The 18,267-nt window shown below is 67.0% G+C and carries 15 protein-coding genes; 3 read left to right on the forward strand and 12 right to left on the reverse strand.

What is annotated here, in order from left to right:
* Positions 1-52: 52 nt before the first annotated feature.
* From WS66_RS00130 to glcD, 5 genes are read right to left on the reverse strand one after another with little or no spacing between them, the layout of a single operon-like run.
* Positions 53-2,227 carry a malate synthase G gene (locus tag WS66_RS00130; RefSeq protein ID WP_059604658.1) on the reverse strand — a complete coding sequence of 725 codons (2,175 nt, stop codon included), beginning with the start codon at positions 2,225-2,227 and terminating at the stop codon, positions 53-55.
* A 36-nt stretch (positions 2,228-2,263) separates the two neighbouring features.
* The gene (locus WS66_RS00135) at positions 2,264-2,668 is read right to left on the reverse strand and encodes a GlcG/HbpS family heme-binding protein (protein WP_059604661.1); all 405 of its coding nucleotides are present in this window, start codon (positions 2,666-2,668) and stop codon (positions 2,264-2,266) included.
* A 22-nt stretch (positions 2,669-2,690) separates the two neighbouring features.
* Positions 2,691-3,911, reverse strand: coding sequence for a glycolate oxidase subunit GlcF (gene glcF / locus WS66_RS00140; RefSeq protein ID WP_059604665.1), 1,221 nt, complete (start codon positions 3,909-3,911; stop codon positions 2,691-2,693).
* A gap of 24 nt (positions 3,912-3,935) precedes the next feature.
* Complete coding sequence (glcE, locus tag WS66_RS00145; protein WP_059604667.1) at positions 3,936-5,018, reverse strand: glycolate oxidase subunit GlcE; 1,083 nt, start codon at positions 5,016-5,018, stop codon at positions 3,936-3,938.
* Positions 5,018-6,517, reverse strand: coding sequence for a glycolate oxidase subunit GlcD (gene glcD / locus WS66_RS00150; protein WP_059604671.1), 1,500 nt, complete (start codon positions 6,515-6,517; stop codon positions 5,018-5,020). The genes glcE and glcD overlap by 1 nt, the downstream gene beginning before the upstream one ends.
* Before the next feature lie 232 nt (positions 6,518-6,749).
* Between glcD and glcC the strand changes: the two genes are divergently transcribed.
* The 3 genes from glcC (at position 6,750) to WS66_RS00165 (ending at position 10,284) form a co-directional block, all read left to right on the forward strand.
* Positions 6,750-7,520 (forward strand): transcriptional regulator GlcC, encoded by a 771-nt coding sequence (gene glcC / locus WS66_RS00155; RefSeq protein WP_059604673.1) that lies wholly within the window; start codon positions 6,750-6,752, stop codon positions 7,518-7,520.
* Positions 7,521-7,716: 196 nt separating this feature from the next.
* Entirely contained in the window at positions 7,717-9,192 is a 1,476-nt protein-coding gene (locus WS66_RS00160; protein WP_059604677.1) for a nitronate monooxygenase, read from the forward strand.
* Positions 9,193-9,336: 144 nt separating this feature from the next.
* Positions 9,337-10,284, forward strand: coding sequence for a GlxA family transcriptional regulator (locus WS66_RS00165; RefSeq protein WP_059604679.1), 948 nt, complete (start codon positions 9,337-9,339; stop codon positions 10,282-10,284).
* Between the two features lie 92 nt (positions 10,285-10,376).
* Here the strand turns inward: WS66_RS00165 and WS66_RS00170 are convergent, their stop codons facing one another.
* The 7 genes from WS66_RS00170 to WS66_RS00200 all read right to left on the reverse strand — a co-directional run bounded on the left by WS66_RS00170 (position 10,377) and on the right by WS66_RS00200 (position 18,259).
* Complete coding sequence (locus WS66_RS00170; RefSeq protein ID WP_059604682.1) at positions 10,377-10,859, reverse strand: YybH family protein; 483 nt, start codon at positions 10,857-10,859, stop codon at positions 10,377-10,379.
* Positions 10,860-10,981: 122 nt separating this feature from the next.
* Positions 10,982-11,836: a DJ-1/PfpI family protein gene (locus WS66_RS00175; RefSeq protein ID WP_059604685.1), complete on the reverse strand. Its 855-nt coding sequence runs from the start codon at positions 11,834-11,836 to the stop codon at positions 10,982-10,984.
* A 152-nt stretch (positions 11,837-11,988) separates the two neighbouring features.
* On the reverse strand, positions 11,989-12,735 hold the full coding sequence (locus WS66_RS00180) for an SDR family oxidoreductase (RefSeq protein ID WP_059604688.1): 747 nt from the start codon (positions 12,733-12,735) through the stop codon (positions 11,989-11,991).
* Between the two features lie 341 nt (positions 12,736-13,076).
* A complete protein-coding gene (locus WS66_RS00185) occupies positions 13,077-13,928 on the reverse strand; it encodes a carbohydrate ABC transporter permease (protein WP_059604691.1) in 852 nt (283 codons plus the stop codon).
* 17 nt (positions 13,929-13,945) lie between these two features.
* Complete coding sequence (locus WS66_RS00190) at positions 13,946-14,890, reverse strand: carbohydrate ABC transporter permease (protein ID WP_059604694.1); 945 nt, start codon at positions 14,888-14,890, stop codon at positions 13,946-13,948.
* Between the two features lie 54 nt (positions 14,891-14,944).
* Positions 14,945-16,204, reverse strand: a complete 1,260-nt coding sequence (locus WS66_RS00195) for an ABC transporter substrate-binding protein (RefSeq protein WP_059604697.1) — start codon at positions 16,202-16,204, stop codon at positions 14,945-14,947.
* A 63-nt stretch (positions 16,205-16,267) separates the two neighbouring features.
* Positions 16,268-18,259 carry a beta-galactosidase gene (locus WS66_RS00200; protein ID WP_059604700.1) on the reverse strand — a complete coding sequence of 664 codons (1,992 nt, stop codon included), beginning with the start codon at positions 18,257-18,259 and terminating at the stop codon, positions 16,268-16,270.
* Between the last annotated feature and the right edge of the window lie 8 nt (positions 18,260-18,267).

Below are 18,267 nucleotides of genomic sequence, written 5' to 3' on the forward strand. Positions count from 1 at the left end.
ATGGCCGCCCGTTTCGCGAAACCGCATGCGGGAAAGCCCGCATGCCAAGGGTTTACGCGCCGTGCTGCTGCGCCTTGTACGCGAGCCGGAACCGATGCAGCAGCGGCTCGGTATAGCCGCTCGGCTGCGACGTGCCCTGCAGCGCCAGCGCGCACGCGGCCTTGAATGCCGTCGACTGGTCATAACCGGGCGCCATCGGGCGATAGTTCGGGTCGCCGGCATTCTGCTGATCGACGACGCGCGCCATCCGCTTGAACACGTCGAGCACGAACGCCTCGGTGATCACGCCGTGGCGCAGCCAGTTCGCGATGTGCTGGCTCGAGATGCGCAGCGTCGCGCGGTCTTCCATCAGGCCGACGTCGTGAATGTCCGGTACCTTCGAGCAACCGACGCCCTGTTCGACCCAGCGCACGACGTAGCCGAGAATGCCCTGCGCGTTGTTCTCGACTTCGCTCAGGATCTCGGCCTCGCTCCACTCGGCGCGTTCGACGACCGGCACGGTCAGCAGGCCTTCGAGCAGCGCGTCGCGTTCGCTCGCATACGGCGTCTTCTCGAGTTCCTGCTGGACGGCCTGCACGTCGACAAGGTGGTAGTGCAGCGCGTGCAGCGTCGCGGCGGTCGGGGATGGCACCCACGCGGTGTTCGCGCCGGCGCGCGGATGCGCGATCTTCTGCTCGAGCATCGCATGCATCAGGTCCGGCATCGCCCACATGCCCTTGCCGATCTGCGCGCGGCCGCGCAGGCCGGCCGACAGGCCCGCGAGCACGTTGTTGCGCTCGTACGACTGGATCCATGCCGACGACTTCATGTCGCCCTTGCGGATCATCGGGCCGGCTTCCATCGCGGTGTGCATCTCGTCGCCGGTGCGATCGAGGAAGCCGGTGTTGATGAACGCGACGCGCGCGGCGGCCGCCGCGATACAGGCGGCGAGGTTCACGCTGGTGCGGCGCTCCTCGTCCATGATGCCCATCTTCAGCGTGTTGCGCGGCAGGCCGTACAGGTCCTCGATGCGCGCGAACAGCGTGTCGGCGAACGCGACTTCGACCGGGCCGTGCATCTTCGGCTTCACGATGTAGATCGAGCCCGTGCGCGAGTTGCGCTTCGCCTTCAGGTCATGCAGCGAGCACAGCACCGTGACGACGCCGTCGAGGATGCCTTCCGGAATCTCGTTGCCGTCGCGGTCGAGCACCGCGCCGTTGGTCATCAGGTGGCCCACGTTGCGCACGAACAGCAGCGAGCGGCCGTGCAGCGTCAGCGTGCCGCCGGCCGGCGTCGTGTATTCGCGATCGGCGTTCAGGCGGCGCGTGAAGGTCTTGCCGCCCTTCGCGACTTCCTCGACCAGCGTGCCCTGCATCAGGCCGAGCCAGTTGCGATACAGCTGGACCTTGTCGTCGGCGTCGACCGCCGCGACTGAATCCTCGCAGTCGATGATCGTGCTGACCGCGGCTTCGAGCACGACGTCCTTCACGTTCGCGAGATCGGCGCGGCCGATGGGGGTCGACGCATCGATCTGGATCTCGAGGTGCAGGCCGTTGTGCTTCAGCAGGATCGCGGACGGTGCGCCTGCCGCGCCCTGATAGCCGACGAACTGCGCCGGCTGTGCGAGATGCACGACGCCCTTGCCGGTTTCGACGGCGAGCTGGCCGTCCTCCACGCGATAGCGCAGTGCGTCGCGGTGCGAGCCGCTCGCGAGCGGCGCCGCGTTGTCGAGCACTTCACGCGCGTAGTCGATCACGCGCTGGCCGCGCGTCGGGTTGTAGGCCGTGGTGCGTTCGGCGCCGCCGTCCTCCGGCAGCGCGTCGGTGCCGTACAGCGCGTCGTACAGGCTGCCCCAGCGTGCGTTCGCGGCGTTCAGCGCATAGCGCGCGTTCGACAGCGGCACGACGAGCTGCGGGCCGGCCTGCGTCGCGATCTCGCTGTCGACGTTCGCGGTGGCTGCCGCGACGTTCGACGGGACCGGCACGAGGTAGCCGATCTGTTCGAGGAACGCGCGATACGCGGCATGGTCGCGCACCGGGCCGGGGTGCGCGCGATGCCACGCGTCGAGTTCCTGCTGCAGGCGGTCGCGTTCCGCGAGCAGTTCGCGGTTGCGCGGCGCGAGGTCGTGCACCAGGGCCGAGAAACCGCTCCAGAATGCGGTCTTGTCGATACCGGTGCCCGGCAGTGCTTCGTTTTCAATGAACTGGCTCAGCGCTGGCGCGACTTGCAGTCCTGCTTGGTCGATCATCGTGATTCCTCCCGGGGAATGAAAAACGCGCGCGGATCAGGCCGCGACGCTTTGTGTGCCGGCGCGGGCGATCTGCGCATCCTGTTCGGACTTTACGCCAGACACACCGATCGCGCCCGCAATGCGGCCATCCACCGTCACCGGCACGCCGCCTTCGAGCAACCCCGTCAGCGGCACGCTCAGAAACGCCGTGCGGCCACCGTTGATCATATCCTCATACGCCTTCGTCTCGCGACGGCCGAGCGCCGCCGCGCGCGCCTTGTCCTGCGCGATGCAGGCGCTGGCCGCCGATGCACCGTCGAGGCGTGCGAACGCGAGCAGGTGCCCGCCGTCGTCGACGATGGCGATCGACACGGCCCAGCCGTGACGTTCGGCTTCCGCGCGGGCGGCGGCGAGCATGCGGTCGACGTCGGCGAGTTCGAGTTCGGGCTTCGTTTTCATGGCGTTCCTCCGGAATCAGCGGTCAGTTGACGAGTCGGTTGTCGACGAGCTCGATCCAGTGGCGCACGCGCGTGCGGCCCGCGCCGTTCAGGTGAGTCTGGCAGCCGATGTTGGCCGTGACAATCAGGTCCGGCCGTGCGGCTTCGAGCGCGTCGAGCTTGTTGTCGCGCAGCCTGGTGGCGAGTTCGGGCTGCGTCAGCGCATAGGTGCCGGCGGAGCCGCAGCACAGGTGGCCGTCGGCGGCATTCGTCAGATCGAAGCCGAGCCGCGTCAGGATGCTCTCCACGGCGCCGCCGAGCCGCTGCGCGTGCTGCAGCGTGCACGGGCAATGAACCGCGACGCGGCGCTGCGTCGCATCGGCCAGCGCGTCGAGCGGCTCGGCCGCGATCACTTCCGCGAGGTCGCGCGCGAGCGCGCTGACGCGCCGCGCCTTGTCGGCATAGACGGGGTCGGAGCGCAGCAGGTCGCCGTATTCCTTCACGAACGCGCCGCAGCCGCTCGCCGTCAGCACGATCGCTTCCGCGCCGGCCGCAATCGCGGGCCACCATGCATCGATGTTGCGGCGTGCGCGTGCGAGCCCGGCATCCTGCGCGTTCAGGTGATATTCGGTCGCGCCGCAGCAGCCGGCCTCGCGCGCGGGCGTCACGCTGATGCCGAGCCGGTCGAGCACGCGCGCGGCGGCCGCGTTCGTGTTCGGCGACAGCGAAGGCTGCACGCAGCCTTCCAGCATCAGCACGCGCCGGGCGTGGCGCACGGGCGGGCGCGGCATGGCGGCGGGCACGGTGGCCGGGATCTTGTCCTGCAGCGTGCCGGGCAGCAGCGGGCGCAGCGCGCGGCCGGCCTTCAGCAGCGCGGCGAAGGTCGCCGGCCGCGGCACGACGTGACGCAGGCCGGCGCGCAGCAGGCGCTCGCGCGCCGGACGCCGCGCGCGTTTCTCGGCTTCCGCGCGGCCGATGTCGAGCAGCGTGTGATAGCGCACGCCGGACGGACAGGTCGTTTCGCAGTTGCGGCAGGTCAGGCAGCGGTCGAGATGCTGCTGCGTGCGCTCGCCGCACGGTTCGCCTTCGAGCATTTGCTTGATCAGGTAGATGCGTCCGCGCGGCCCGTCGAGCTCGTTGCCGAGCACCTGGTAGGTCGGGCAGGTCGCATTGCAGAAGCCGCAGTGCACGCACGCGCGCAGGATCGCTTCCGCTTCGTCGGCCCGGTCGAGGGCCTTGCTGGCTTCGCTGAGATTGGTTTGCATCGGCGGTTCGAAGTCGGGTTGGCGTCAGACGTCCGCGTACAGGCGGCCGGGATTGAAAATCGCATGCGGATCGAGCTGCGCCTTCAGCTGGCGATGCACGCGCAGCAGCGCGGGCGGCAACGGCTGGAACGGCTCGGACGTCGTGCCGGCCGTGAAGCAGGTCGCGTGGCCGCCCCACTGCGCGGCGAACCGCTGCACGTCGGCCGGTGCGGCGTCGGTTTTCAGCCAGCGCTGCGCGCCGCCCCAGTCGACGAGCACCGCGCCGGCGAGCGCATCGAGCGGCGCGGCGGCCGGCACCGACACGCGCCACAGCGGGCGGGGATCGTCGAAGAACGGCAGCGACAGGTCGCGCAGCCGCGCCCAGAACCCGTCGTCGCGATCGTCCATGCGCTCGCCGCCGATCGTGTCGCGCGCGGCCTTCACCGAGCCCTCGCCGCCTTCGAGGCGCACGCGCAGCACGCCGTCCGCGTGGCAGGCGCCCGCGAGCGGCAGCCCCGCGCGCCGCCACCCGGCGACGCGTTGAACGGCTTCGCCCGCAGTGAGCGGCAACGCGAGATCGCCGGTCGCGCGCGGCTTCGGCAGCACCTTCAGCGACACCTCCGTCACGACGCCGAGGCAGCCGAAACTGCCCGCGAGCAGCCGCGACACGTCGTAGCCCGCGACGTTCTTCATCACCTCGCCGCCGAAACGCAGATGTTTCGCGTGGCCGGTGATCACGCGGCAGCCGAGCACAAAGTCGCGCACCGCGCCGGCCCACGGGCGGCGCGGCCCCGACAGCGCGGCCGCGAACATCCCGCCGACGGTGGCCGCGCCGCCGAACGTCGGCGGCTCGCACGGCAGCATCTGGCCCGCCGCGTCGAGCATCGCGTCGAGTTCGGCGAGCGGCGTGCCCGCGCGCGCGGTGATGACGAGTTCGGTCGGGTCGTACGCGACGATGCCGCGATGCGTGCGCACGTCGAGCGTGCGGCCTTCGACGGCGCGGCCGACGAATGCCTTCGTGCCCGCGCCGCGAATGTGCAGCGGCTGGCGATCGTGGATCGCGGCGTCGACCTGTGCGACGAGCGCCGCGCTATCGTCGATCGATTCGGATTCGCGTTCGCGTCGCATCAGAAGCGCTCCAGTTCGGGAAACGGCAGCTTGCCGTGATGGACGTGCATCGCGCCGAACTCGGCGCAGCGATGCAGCGTCGGGATGTTCTTGCCGGGATTGAGCAGGCGCTGCGGATCGAACGCGGCCTTCACCGCGTGGAAGAACGTGATTTCGTCGGCGTTGAACTGCACGCACATCTGGTTGATCTTCTCGCGCCCGACGCCGTGTTCGCCGGTGATGCTGCCGCCCACGGCGACGCACAGCTCGAGGATCTTGCCGCCGAGCGCCTCCGCGCGGTCGAGCTCGCCGGGACGGTTCGCGTCGAACAGGATCAGCGGATGCATGTTGCCGTCGCCCGCATGGAACACGTTCGCGACCGGCAGCGCGTATTCGGCCGAGAGCGCGGCGATCCCTTCGAGCACGCGCGGCAGTTCGCGGCGCGGGATCGTACCGTCCATGCAGTAGTAGTCGGGCGACATGCGGCCGACCGCCGGGAACGCGTTCTTGCGGCCGGCCCAGAAACGCTGACGCTCCGCTTCGTCGCGCGCGACGCGGATTTCCGACGCGCCGGCGTCACGCAGCAGCGCGGCGACGCGTTCGGCGTCTTCGTCGACATCGGTCGCCGCGCCGTCGAGTTCGCACAGCAGGATCGCCTGCGCGTCGACCGGATAGCCCGCGTGGATGAAGTCTTCGGCCGCACGGATCGCGAGGTTGTCCATCATCTCGAGCCCGCCGGGGATCACGCCCGCGCCGATGATCCGCGCGACCGCCGCGCCGGCTTCGGCGACGTCGTCGAAGCTCGCCATCAACACCTTCACGCTCGGCGGCTTCGGCAGCAGCTTGACCGTCACCTCGGTGACGATGCCCAGCATCCCCTCCGAGCCGGTGAACAGCGCGAGCAGGTCGAAGCCGGGGGCGTCGAGCGCGTCGGCGCCGAGCGTCAGCGTGTCGCCGTCGATCGTCAGGATCTCGACCTTCAGGATGTTGTGCACCGTCAGCCCGTATTTGAGGCAATGCACGCCGCCCGCGTTTTCGGCGACGTTGCCGCCGATCGAGCAGGCGATCTGCGACGACGGATCGGGCGCGTAGTAGAGGCCGTATGGCGCGGCCGCTTGCGAGATCGCAAGGTTGCGCACGCCGGGCTGCACGCGCGCGATGCCGGCATCGGGGTCGATGTCGAGAATCTTGTTGAACTTCGACATGACGAGCAGGAGGCCCTTTTCGAGCGGCATCGCGCCGCCCGACAGGCCCGTGCCCGCGCCGCGCGCGACCACCGGCACGCCGTGCGCGGCCGCGACGCGCAGCACCGCGCGCACCTGCTCGACCGTGTCGGGCAGCACGACCGCGAGCGGCACCGTGCGGTATGCGGCGAGGCCGTCGCATTCGAACGGCTTGAGCGCCTCGCGCTCGTGCAGCACGTCGAGGCCGGGCGCAGCCGCGTGCAGTGCGGCAACGAGTGTGTCGCGGTCGACGGTCGCCAGCGGGCCGTCGATCCGTTCGTCGTAGGTGAAACTCATCGTGTGTCTCCGTCTCCACCCTCTTCATCATGCAGGCGGCCGCGGGATGCGCGGCGCACCGGATGGACGGCATTCTTGGCGGGCGGAGGGCGCATGTCCAGACGTCGCCAGCGTGGTCATACCAGTTTTTCGAGGCGTGCCTGTCGAGGGGCATCGATCGAGGGGAAAAACTCAATCCAAACAAGGGATTGTGAGAAAATCGACGACATTCGCCCAAAGTGGTCATACCAGTATGGAAAAGCAGGATCGACAAGCGCCGGCGCGCAATGTCGCCGACGTCGTCGCCGAGCGGATCGAGCAACTGATCGTCGACGGCGTGCTCAAGGCCGGGCAGGCGCTGCCGTCCGAGCGGCGGCTCACCGAGAAGCTCGGCGTGTCGCGAACGGCCGTGCGCGAAGGGATGAAGCTGCTGCGCGCGCGCGGGATCATCGACACGACGCACGGCAAGGGCTCGTTCGTCGCGAGCCTGACCCCGCAGCGCGAGGTTTCGCCGATGATGCATCTGCTCGGCTCGCAGCCGCGCACGCTGTACGACCTGTTCGAAGTGCGCGGGATGCTCGAGACCGAAGCCGCGCGGCTCGCCGCGCTGCGCGGCACGCCCGCCGACTTCATCCTGATCAAGCGCCGATACGAGGAAATGACCGCGGCCGACGCGCAGGATCTCGATCCGGCCGCGCGCGCGAAGCTCGACCATGCGTTCCATCTCGCGATCTGCGAGGCGTCGCACAATCCGGTGCTCGTCAACACGCTGCAGTCGCTGACCGATCTGCTGCTGAGCTCGGTGTTTGCATCGGTGAACAACCTCTATCACCGTGAGCCGCTGAAGAAGCAGATCGACCGTCAGCACGCGCGGCTCTACAACGCGGTGACCGGGCGGTTGCCCGACCAGGCGCGCAAGGCCGCGAGCGAGCATATCCGGCAGTGCGTCGATTATCTGCGCGAGATCGAAGCGGAGGAGCAGCGGCTCGTGCGCTCGACGCTGCGCCTCGAAGGATGGACCTGAGCCGCTCGAACCGGCGTGGCCGTTGGCGCCGTGACGTGCATCAGGCATATTGCACTGGTCGCGCGGTCTCATGGATCAATATGTCACAATGTGACCCATTTGATGCGTGGCCCGACACGACCCGTTTCGCCCTTGCGCGACACGCGCCTTCGCGGTTGACCGTGACGCGCCGCCAATCCTTGAAGGAGGACGCTGCATGTCGATTCCGACGCGTGGCGACGGGCCGGAGGCCCGCGCCGTCCAGATCCTGCATCGCCCCGTCTGCGACCTGCTCGGCTGTGCATGGCCGATCGTGCTCGCGGGCATGGGCGGCGTCGCGCGGGCGGAGCTCGCGAGTGCGGTGAGCGCTGCCGGCGGGTTCGGTTTTCTCGGGATGGTGCGCGAGCCGGTCGCGCTGATCCGGCGCGAGGTCGAAAAGGTGCGCGCGGCCACCGAGCGGTCATTCGGCGTCAACCTGATTCCCGCGTCGACGCCGACCGAGTTGCTCAATGCGCAGATCGATGCGTGTATCGAGTTGCGTGTGCCCGTGGTTGCGTTGTTCTGGGATGTGATGCCGGGCGTCGTGCAGCGTCTGCGCGATGCGGGCGTGCGGGTGGTTCATCAGGTGGGCTCGCTCGACGATGCGCGCGCGGCCGAGGCGGCCGGGGCGCAGGCGCTGATCGCCCAGGGGCGCGAGGCTGGCGGCCACGTGCGTGGTGATCGGCCGTTGGCCGAGTTGTTGCCTGAAGTGATTCGCGCGACGCGGTTGCCGGTGCTCGCGGCCGGCGGGATCGTCGACGGCCCCGACGTGGCCGCCGCGATGGCGCTCGGTGCGCAGGGGGCGGTGATGGGTACGGCGTTCATCGCGACGCACGAATCGTTCGCGCATGCGTATCACCAGCAGCGGATCGTCGATGCGCGTGAAGGCGACACGCTGTTGACCGATGTCTTTCACATCAACTGGCCGCGCGGCGCGCGGGTGCGCGTGCTGCCGTCGAGTGTCACGCGTGGCGAGCGCGGTGATCCGTTCAGTGATGAGCGCGTGGTGATCGGCGACGAGGAAGGGCGGCCCATTTATCTGTTCAGTACCGACTCGCCGTTGCGTACGATGACCGGTGATTTCGAGGCGATGGCGTTGTATGCGGGCACGGGGGCCGGGCGAATTCGAGCGATCGAGTCGGCCGGCGAGGTGCTGCGCCGGATCGTGTGCGATGCGGCGGCGATCGTCGAGACAAGCGCGGCTTCATCGGCTGGTGAAGTGGATGAGGGGCGTGCGACGTTGCTCACGGCGCTCGATGAATTGCTGGAGGCGGAGCGGGCGGGGGCGCGCGTTGCATCCGAGACGGCGGCAGCGGTGACTGAAGATGCCGAACTCCACCGGCTGATCGCGCATATTCGGCAGGACGAGGCGCACTGGTGCAGCGTGCTGGTCGACGCGATTCGGACGCTCGGTGCGACGCCGACGCGCGCGACCGGGTCGTTCTATGAAAAGGCGATGGCGATCGATGATCTGGCCGAGCGGATGGCGTTTCTGAACCGCGGGCAACGCTGGGTCGTGCGCAAACTGCAGACGCTGCTGCCGACGCTGGCCGATCCGGATATTCATCACGCGCTGTCGTTGATGCTGGTCGCGCACGAGAAGAATGTGGGCGCGGTGGATGCGCGGTTGAGGGAGAGGGGGGAGGGGCAATGATTTGGCCCGCGTCGCGCTGACGAGCACCTCCATGGGCAAGCGATGCCGGCGTCAACGACGTTTTTCCCTCGTTTCAGGCCAGATGACGCTATTCGAGGTTTATCGGTAAAATACGCCTTCTGGGATTTCAGTCATTGCTTCGTCATGCATAGAATCGGATTCTTCGTTTGCCGTGGCTACGATGCGCTTGATCTTGGCGGGCCGTTGTCGGCTTTCAATCAGGTGGCCACAGCTGCCGGCCATACGCCATACGAGCTTCATGTCATCTCGCGATCCGGAGGCCTGGTTCATGGCAATACGGGCCTTTCGATCGAGACGATGCCGATCGGAAGGCGCGCGTTCGATACCGTCATTTTCGTGGGTGGTGATATCGATCCGATGCAGACATCGGAGAATATTGCCGCGGCCGGGAAATTGGCCGCCAAGGCCTCGCGCGTGGCGAGCGTGTGTACGGGCGCCTTTCTGCTTGCGGAAACCGGCTTGCTGGACGGCTTGAGAGCGGCGACCCACTGGCGATACGCTACGCAATTGCAGTCGCGCTTCCCTCGCATCCGGGTCGACGGCGACAGCATCTATATCGAGGATGGCCGCGTCTGGACGTCGGCGGGCATCGCCTCCGGGATAGACCTGGCGCTCGGCATCATTGAACGCGACATGGGCGCGGAGATTGCGCGCGCCGTGTCCAGGCTTCTGGTGGTTCCGTATCGTCGACCAGGAGGGCAGTCCCAATTCTCCGCCATGTCGCGGATGGAGCCGGAATCGGATCGCATCCGCATCGCACTGAATTTTGCGCGGGAACATCTCGCTGAAGCCTTGCCTGTCGAGCGGCTCGCTGATGCCGCAAGATTGAGTTTGCGGCAGTTCGGACGCGCTTTTCGCCGGGAAACCGGTGAAACGCCTGCCAGGGCGGTCGAGCGCTTGCGAGTCGAAGCTGCGCGGCTGCGCCTGCAGGGAGGCAGCGAACCGATCGAACAGATTGCCCTGGCTGTGGGATTCACCGATCCGGAACGGATGCGGCGGGCCTTCATCAAGCTGCATGGGCACCCACCGCAGGCGATTCGGCGCGAGAGCAGATCGAACGGTGCGCGCTGATCGACTGCCGGCCGATCAGCGTGCTGCGTGGTCAATGTCCCGCTGGCGTTCTATCGACGCGTGGGAACGTGACGCACCAGTTCGACGGGCGCTCACTGTGCGGCGCTTCTTACCGGACCGTAGTCATTCCACATGTCGCGGTGCAGCTTCCACACGCCGGCCTGTTTCACGAAGACGAGAATCTGCTTGGCGCGGATCCGGAGCTTGCCGTCGTGGTCGCGGACTTCCGCATCCGAAACTTCCGTCACGGTCCGGTCGTCACCGTAGAACTCGTCATGACTGAACGATACGGTGCCGGGTTTCGATCCGGCGTACCCCTTGGCGAAGTACTCGGTGATCGCACGGCTTCCCGTGACCTTGTCGCCTCCGGGCGGCAGGAGCGTGCCGTCATCGGTATAAAGGCGGCCAATCGCCTCGTAGTCTCCTCGCGCAAAGGCATCCGCCCATCGCGCGTTCTCGGCCTTGATGGCCGCTTCGGGCGGGCGTTGCGAACCGTCGGCGATGGCGGGCGCGGTGAATGCAAAAAAGGAAGCGCAGGCTGCAAGCGCAGCGGTGCAAGAACGTATCTGTTTCATCGAGTGATGTCGAACTAACTTGAGTTGAAAGGGCGGCGCCACGTGGGCGGGCGGGCCGGCAACGTCGGCCTCGGCCTCCAGCGCGCCAGGCGGCGGCCATGCACGCATTGCAGGCAGGCGTTTCAGCGCACACCGGGGATTCGTGCGAGCCCCCTGGATGCGCCGGGCAGTTCCTTGTCGACCATCGCGATGACTTCCGGCCGCGCGTCCCTCGGATGACCGGAGTGGAACGGCGGAGCGGGGTCGTATTCGATCACGAGCTGCGTGAATTCGGCGGCCTGTCGGCCGCGCAGCTTCGCTGCCACGCGAAGTGCGAAGTCGATGCCTGCCGTCACGCCGCCGCCGCTCATGAACCTGCCGTTGTCGTCTTCCACGAAGCGATCGGGAACGGGAATGGCGCCATACTCGGACAGCTTGTTGACGAAGGCCCAGTGGCATGCGCTTCGCTTGCCGTTGAGAATGCCTGTTGCGGCGAGCACGAGCGATCCGTTGCAAACCGACGTCACGTGTTTGGCGCTTTCCGCCAGACGCCGGATCTGCGCCTGATACTCCGGTCGCATCGGGGCCGTCAGATCGGATCCGCCGGGGACCAGGATCACATCGGTCTTCTCGATGTCGGCCAGTCGTTCGGTCTTGCCATATACGACGCCGAATTCGAGCGTCACGTTGCCGCCATTGAGGCTCGCGTAGCGAACGTTCGTATTGGGTAACCGGTGGAAAATCTCGCTGGGGCCGGCAAAATCGAGCAGCGTACCGCCGTCGTAGTTGACGATCAGAATATCGAGGGGTGCATTCGGCGCAAGTCGCCCTTCGCTGCCCGCCTGTGCGAGAGCAGGCGTGACGTGCCCGAGCAAGGCGCCACCACCCAGGACGGCGCCGAGCGTGGCGGCGCTGCCAAGCTTGAGCATATTGCGGCGCGAACTGCCTGCTCGGGTGAGTTGCGTTACGGAAGCATTGTTTTCGCTACTGTCGGTCAAGATGACTTCTCCTTGCACTGCGGCCCCTCTGCGAACGCTACCAGGCTGGGCCGGATTGAATGACCGCCACGACGAAAGGTGTGGCGGACGCGAGATCGGGATGTGGATGAGCCGGCGTTGCGCGTCTGGCTCCGGAATCGTGAACCGCAGGCTCAAAGCTGCGAGGCACCGCCATCGACGACCAGTTCGGCGCCAACGACGTAGGCGGACTCGTCGCTCGCGAGATAGAGCGCCGCGTAGGCGATGTCCTCGGCCGTGCCCAGGTGGCCCACCGGAATCGCTGCAGCGAACTCGGCCCGACGGTCGCGAACCCATTCGTCGGACATGCCCCACTTTGTGATCAGCGGCGTGTTCATTGCGCCGGGCGCGATCGCGTTGAAGCGGATCCTCCGGTCGAGAAACTCATAGGACCAGCTGCGGGCAAGCGATCGCACCGCGGCTTTCGCCGCCGCAGTCAGCGAGATGCCGTGCTTACCGGTCTGCGCCACGAACGACGTATTGAGGATCACTGAGGAACCTTCCCGCAAGTCAGGAAGCACCGCTTGAAGCGTGAACACCACACCCTTGACGTTGACGTCCATGATCTCGTTGTAGAGTTTGTCGTCGATGTCGTCGACTGCTGACGGGAAAGCCCAGCCGGCATTGGCGAACACGATATCGAGACCGCCGAACTTCTCTTTTACCTCGGCGGCAATCGCGCGCATGTCCTTGATCGAGCGCACGTCACCCTTGAGAACGATCGCATTCTCGCCAAGCTCAGCCTGCACACGCTCGAACACGGCGTCATCGCGACCCGTAACCGCGACTCGGGCGCCTTCGGCAATGAACAGCTTCGCGGTTGCAAGACCGATGCCACTGGTTCCACCGGTGATCAGAGCTGACTTGTTCTTGAGCCTCATCTTCCATTCCTTTCCATGGTCGTGTGATTGATCAGGCCGCAAGCGCGAAACGCAATCGCGTTCGTGCGCCTTTCCCGGCTTGATCGTCCGAGGGAAGTATGGAACGTGAGGTCAATGGCGCAAAGGCCGTATAACCCTCAAAAAGCGCCACCGCATCCGAACTGATGAAAACGTATCCGGCGTTCAGTCACGCCAGTGTCAGGCAGACACAGCTGGACTGAAGCGAGTCGATAACCGATATTCCGCCCGGCTCCGCCAACAATAAAAAAGCCCGCCGAAGCGGGCAATCCTCTCGATGAAGAGGGGGAGATCCGAATCCGCGATCGGCGGTCAGGGCGCGTTCAACCTTTGGTCGCCCCGAACGTCAGCCCCGCGACGAAATGCTTCTGCATCGCGAAGAACATCGCGACCGACGGCAACGCAGCGAGAATCGACCCGGCCGAGACAAGGTTCCACGACGTCGTCCATTGCCCCTTCAGCGCCGCTACCCCCGCCGTGATCGGCGCGGCCTCGTCGCCTTGCGTGAGACACAGCGCCCAGAAGTAATCGTTCCACACGAACGTGAACACGAGAATCGCAAGCGCGGCCAACGCCGGCCGGATCAACGGCAACACGATCCGCCAGAACACCGTCCACTCACCGGCCCCTTCGATCCGTGCCGCCTCGATCAGCTCGAACGGCAACTGCTTGATGAAATTCCGCAGAAACAGCGTGCAGAACCCCGTCTGAAACGCGACGTGAAAGAGAATCAACGCCTCGACCGTATTGAATACTCCAAGCCTGAGCGACAAATCACGCACGGGAATCATCAACACCTGCACGGGCACGAAATTCCCCGCGACGAACGTCCCGAACAACGCGGTATTCCCGCGAAACCGGTAAGTCGCCAGCGCGAACCCTGCCATCGCGGCAAGCGCGATCGACCCGAGCACCGACGGCACCGTGATCTGCACGCTGTTCCAGAAGTAATGCAGCATCGGCGACGTGGTCAGCGCGTCGCGATAGTTTTCGATCATCGAGAAGTGCCGCGGCCAGCCCCAGTAGTGACCTTCGACCAGTTCCTCGGTCGAGCGCACCGACGTGACGAACACCGCGATCATCGGCAGCAGCCAGATCAGCAGCGCAACGGGCAGCGACAACTTGTACAGCCTGCGCGAGACAGGCTTCCATTGAGCAACGGGAGTCGGAAACATGATGGCCACCGGTCAGGTTATTGCTCGTTGCGCAGCATGCGGCGCAACTGGAACACGATGTAGACGAGCATGATCGCGAACAGCACGACCGCGATCGCCGCGGAATAGCCGAGCCGGTAGTACTTGATCGCCTGGTCGTACATGTAATACGCGAGCACGGTCGAGCTCTCGAACGGGCCCCCGCTCGTCATCACCGAGATCAGGTCGAAGCTGCGCAGCGCGCCGATCACCGTGACGACGATCGCCATGAACGTGGTCGGCCGCAACTGCGGCAGCACCACGTGCCACAACAACGCGAAGCCGCGCGCGCCTTCCATCCGCGCGGCTTCGATCTGCTCCGGGTTCACCGACGTGAGGCCGGTGAGGTACAGGATCATGCAGTACGCGGTTTGCGGCCACAGCGCGGCGAACACGATGCCGAACGTCGCATAGCGCGCGTCGCCGAGCACCGGGATGCCGTGTCCGGCGATCAGCGCGAGCAGCCCGAAGGTCGGATCGTAGAACCACGAGAAGATCAGGCCGACGACCACGCCGGACAACACGAACGGTGCGAAGAACAGCGACTTCACGAGCCGGATGCCGGCGACCGCCTGGTTCAGGTACAGCGCGAGCGCGAGGCCGAGCGGCGGCGCGAGCATGAACAGCGCGAGCCAGATCACGTTGTTGCGCAGCGCGGTGTAGAACGTCGGCGCGTGCAGCAGCTCGGCGTAGTTCGCGAGACCCACGAACGTGCGCTCGGTCATCCCGTCCCAGTTGCAGAGGCTCAGCCACAGCGTGGACAGGATCGGCCAGACCACATAGACGGCAACCATTGCGCACGCGGGCGCCAGAAAGAGCCACGCGGCGCGCCGTTGCCGCCGCGCGGTTGGCGACGGCCGGCGCGCGCGCAGTGCGGCGGGCGACCTGCCGGCCGGCGGCGCGGCAGGCGTTTCGACGGGTCTGGACGTGATCGGACTGGACACGGCAAGCCTCCTGGGCGGACGCGGCGGCACGGGGCCGCCGCAGGGGTCACGCGGTTACTTCTTGTAGATCCGCTTGCGGGTCTGCTCGAGCTGCGCGAGCACGGTATCGAGCTGCGCGGGATTGGCAAGGAACTGCTGCATCCCCTTCATCCCTTCGTCGGCCATTTCCTTCGTCATGTCGCGGTCGTAGAACTGCGCGACGCCGCCCCGGGTGTCGGCGAGGATCCGGAAGCCGATCCGCGAGATCGGATCGGCCGGCTCCGGCGACTTGCTGTTGGCCGACAGCGAGCCGAGCCCTTCCGCGAGCTTCGCGCCCATTTCAGGCGTTTCGACGAACGCGAGGAACGTGTGCGCGTCGGCCTTGTTCTTCGCCTTGGTCGGGATGTGCAGCGATTCGACCGGGCCATCCTCGGCGGTCGGCACCTTCGGGTCGATGATCGGGAAGCGGTAATAGCCCATTTCCTGCTTCACGTTCGGCGGAAAGCCCGCGGCGATGAAGGTGCCCATCAGCATCATCGCGGCCTTGCCCTGGAACAGGAACGGCTGCGCGCCGTCGAGATCGTAGGACAGCGCGTTGTCGATGAAATAACCCGAATCGATCAGCGATTTCCACGTCGTGTAGACCTTCTTCACGCGCGGGTCGGTGTACGGCACGTCGCCGGCCATCAACTGCTGGTGGAACGCGTTGCCGTTCAGGCGCAGGTCGAGATAGTCGAACCAGCCGGCGAGGGTCCATGCGTCGCGGCCGCCGACCGCGATCGGCGTGATGCCGGCCGCCTTCAGCTTCTTGCACGCATCGAGAAACTGGTCCCACGTCTTCGGCTCGTCGGCGATGCCGACCTTGCGGAACAGGTCCTTGCGGTAGAACAGCCCCCACGAGTAATAGACGGTCGGCGCCGCGTACTGCTTGCCGTTGTACGACGATGCGTCGCGCGTCGACGCGTACATCGCGCCCCAGCCGTTCTTCGCCCAGTCGCCGCTCAGGTCCTCGAACAGCCCGCGCTTCGCGTAGTACGCCATCCGCTCGCCCGCGTGCCAGTTCACGACGTCGGGTGCGACGGTCGTGAGCCACGCGGGAAGCTGCACCTTGTACGCTTCCTCGTCGACGAAGGTGGGCTTCACCTCGATGTCAGGATGGGCCTTGTGGAACGCCTCGAGCGTCGACTGCCAGACCGCACGCTGGCTGGCGCCCTTGAACGCGATGTTGATCGTCAGCGTGCCGGCATCGGCCGGCGCCGTCGTGCCGAGCGATGCCAGTGCGACAGCGGCGGCCGTGGCGAGCCGGGTGGCGACGCGAAGGGGGCGATGTGTCATACGTGTCTCCTGTTCTGGGTGTCGTTGTGCGTCACCGGCGCATCGTGACGCCGGTGACGGTTGTTACGAACGGCTTCGATACGCGGCCACGTCCTGCGGCCCGACGTGCGCCGTGCCGAGCACGAACGCGGACGGCGGCACCGCGTCGATCGTGTGCGGCGCGTCGCCATAGTTGAAAACGTAGGTCAGGCCGCCGCGCCGGCTCACGCGCACGCCGTCGCCGAGCGGCGTCGGTGTCAGGCCGGCTTCGGCCGCGACATCGGCGAAAAGCCGGACGGTGGTCGCATCGTCGAACCGCGTGGCCCAGTAGTGCAGCGTGCCGTGCGACACGCAGGCCGGATGGCCGTCGGCGAAGCGCGTACGCACGACGCTGCGCGTGTTGTCGTGAAGCTCGACGAAGTCACGCCAGTGGCGTGCCTCGCCAGCGAGCGGCGAGCCGTCGCGCAGCGTGCCGTCGATCCGCTCGGTCACGTTCGGCCGCAGCGATTCGACGCGCCATACGCGCATTGGCAGGATCGAGGCGAGCGGGCCGGGCGGCAGCGTCGGCGGAATCTGCAGGTCGATGGTCTTCGAACCGGTGCGGGGGCCGAACACCGCGTGCGCGCCCGACGCGGCGAGCCGCGCCGCGAAGTCGTCCGGCACGATCGGCAGCGGCGGCACGACGACAAGCCGGTAGCCGTCGAGCGGCGCGTGCGCCGACACGATGTCGACATCGAGGCCGAGCGAGCGCAGCGCCGAGTAGTACTCGAATGCGAAACGCGGGTAGTGGAAATCGGCGCCTTGCGGCTGCACTTCGAGCAGCCACTTCGCTTCGTAGTCGAACACGAGCGCGACGGGCGCACGCACGGCGCCGTTCGCATCGGCATCCGCGCCGGCGTCGAGCATCGCGGCGATTTCATGCGCGACCCGTTGCGCCTCGCGGCCGCCTTCGTCGAGCTTGTCGTCGGGCGTGTGCAGGCCCGCATGCATCTGCTCCTGCGCGAACGGCGCCTGGCGCCAGCGGAAGTACGACACGCAGCCGGCGCCGTGCGCGAACGCCTCCCAGCTCCACAGGCGCACCATGCCCGGCAGCGGCGCGGGGTTCCAATGCGCCCAGTTCACGGGCCCCGGTTGCTGCTCCATCACCCAGAACGGCAGCTTCGACATGCCGCGATAGAGGTCGTGATTGAACGACGCGAAATCCGGGTGGCCGGTGCGCAGCCAGCGCGCCTTCACGTCGGGCGCGAACCATTGCTCCTCGAGCGCGCCGAGCGGGTAGCTGTCCCACGTCGCGACGTCGAGGTCGCGCGCGACTTCGTAGTGGTCGAACTCGGTGAAGAGCTGCATGAAGTTGTGCGCGACGGCGCGGCCCGGCGAATGCGCGCGGATCACGTCGACCTGCATCCGGTGATAGCGCGCGACTTCGTCCGACGCGAAGCGCCGGTAGTCGAGGCGGTGCGACGGATGCGCTTCGGTCACGGTGCCGACCGGCGCGTCGACTTCGTCGAAATGCCTGTATTCCATGCTCCAGAACACGGTGCCCCACGCGCGGTTCAGCGCGTCGATCGTCCCGTAGCGCGCCTTCAGCCATTCGCGGAAGCGCAGGAGCGCGGCCGGCGAGTAGCTGACGACCGTCTGGTGGCAGCCGAGCTCGTTGTCGGTCTGCCAGTAGCGCACGGCCGGATGGCGGCCGTAGCGTTCGGCCACCGCGGTGCAGATCCGGCGCGACGCTTCCAGATAGGTCGGCGACGAGAAGTCGTAATGGCGGCGCGAGCCGAACTTGCGCGGCAGGCCGTCCGCGCCGATCGCGAGGATCTCGGGATGACGGTCGACGAGCCACTTCGGCGGCGTCGCGGTGGGCGTGCACATCACGATCTCGAGCCCGGCCGCGCCGAGCACGTCGACCGCGCGATCGAGCCAGCCCCAGTCGTATTCGCCGGGCGACGGCTCGATGCGGCTCCACGCGAATTCGGCGATCCGCACCTGCGCGATGCCGAGTGCCTTCATCCGGCGGGCGTCGCCGCCCCACATCGATTCCGGCCAGTGTTCCGGGTAGTAACAGACTCCAAGGCGCATGCCCGATC

This window comes from Burkholderia sp. LA-2-3-30-S1-D2 (assembly GCF_001523915.2).
GTDB lineage: Bacteria > Pseudomonadota > Gammaproteobacteria > Burkholderiales > Burkholderiaceae > Burkholderia > Burkholderia diffusa.

Excerpts from the sequence above, each read along its gene's own strand:
- WS66_RS00130 (WP_059604658.1), bottom strand. The coding sequence starts at position 2,227 with ATGATCGACCAAGCAGGACTGCAAGTCGCGCCAGCGCTGAGCCAGTTC.
- WS66_RS00135 (WP_059604661.1), bottom strand. The coding sequence starts at position 2,668 with ATGAAAACGAAGCCCGAACTCGAACTCGCCGACGTCGACCGCATGCTC.
- glcF (WP_059604665.1), bottom strand. The coding sequence starts at position 3,911 with ATGCAAACCAATCTCAGCGAAGCCAGCAAGGCCCTCGACCGGGCCGAC.
- glcE (WP_059604667.1), bottom strand. The coding sequence starts at position 5,018 with ATGCGACGCGAACGCGAATCCGAATCGATCGACGATAGCGCGGCGCTC.
- glcD (WP_059604671.1), bottom strand. The coding sequence starts at position 6,517 with ATGAGTTTCACCTACGACGAACGGATCGACGGCCCGCTGGCGACCGTC.
- glcC (WP_059604673.1), top strand. The coding sequence starts at position 6,750 with ATGGAAAAGCAGGATCGACAAGCGCCGGCGCGCAATGTCGCCGACGTC.
- WS66_RS00160 (WP_059604677.1), top strand. The coding sequence starts at position 7,717 with ATGTCGATTCCGACGCGTGGCGACGGGCCGGAGGCCCGCGCCGTCCAG.
- WS66_RS00165 (WP_059604679.1), top strand. The coding sequence starts at position 9,337 with ATGCATAGAATCGGATTCTTCGTTTGCCGTGGCTACGATGCGCTTGAT.
- WS66_RS00170 (WP_059604682.1), bottom strand. The coding sequence starts at position 10,859 with ATGAAACAGATACGTTCTTGCACCGCTGCGCTTGCAGCCTGCGCTTCC.
- WS66_RS00180 (WP_059604688.1), bottom strand. The coding sequence starts at position 12,735 with ATGAGGCTCAAGAACAAGTCAGCTCTGATCACCGGTGGAACCAGTGGC.
- WS66_RS00185 (WP_059604691.1), bottom strand. The coding sequence starts at position 13,928 with ATGTTTCCGACTCCCGTTGCTCAATGGAAGCCTGTCTCGCGCAGGCTG.
- WS66_RS00195 (WP_059604697.1), bottom strand. The coding sequence starts at position 16,204 with ATGACACATCGCCCCCTTCGCGTCGCCACCCGGCTCGCCACGGCCGCC.
- WS66_RS00200 (WP_059604700.1), bottom strand. The coding sequence starts at position 18,259 with ATGCGCCTTGGAGTCTGTTACTACCCGGAACACTGGCCGGAATCGATG.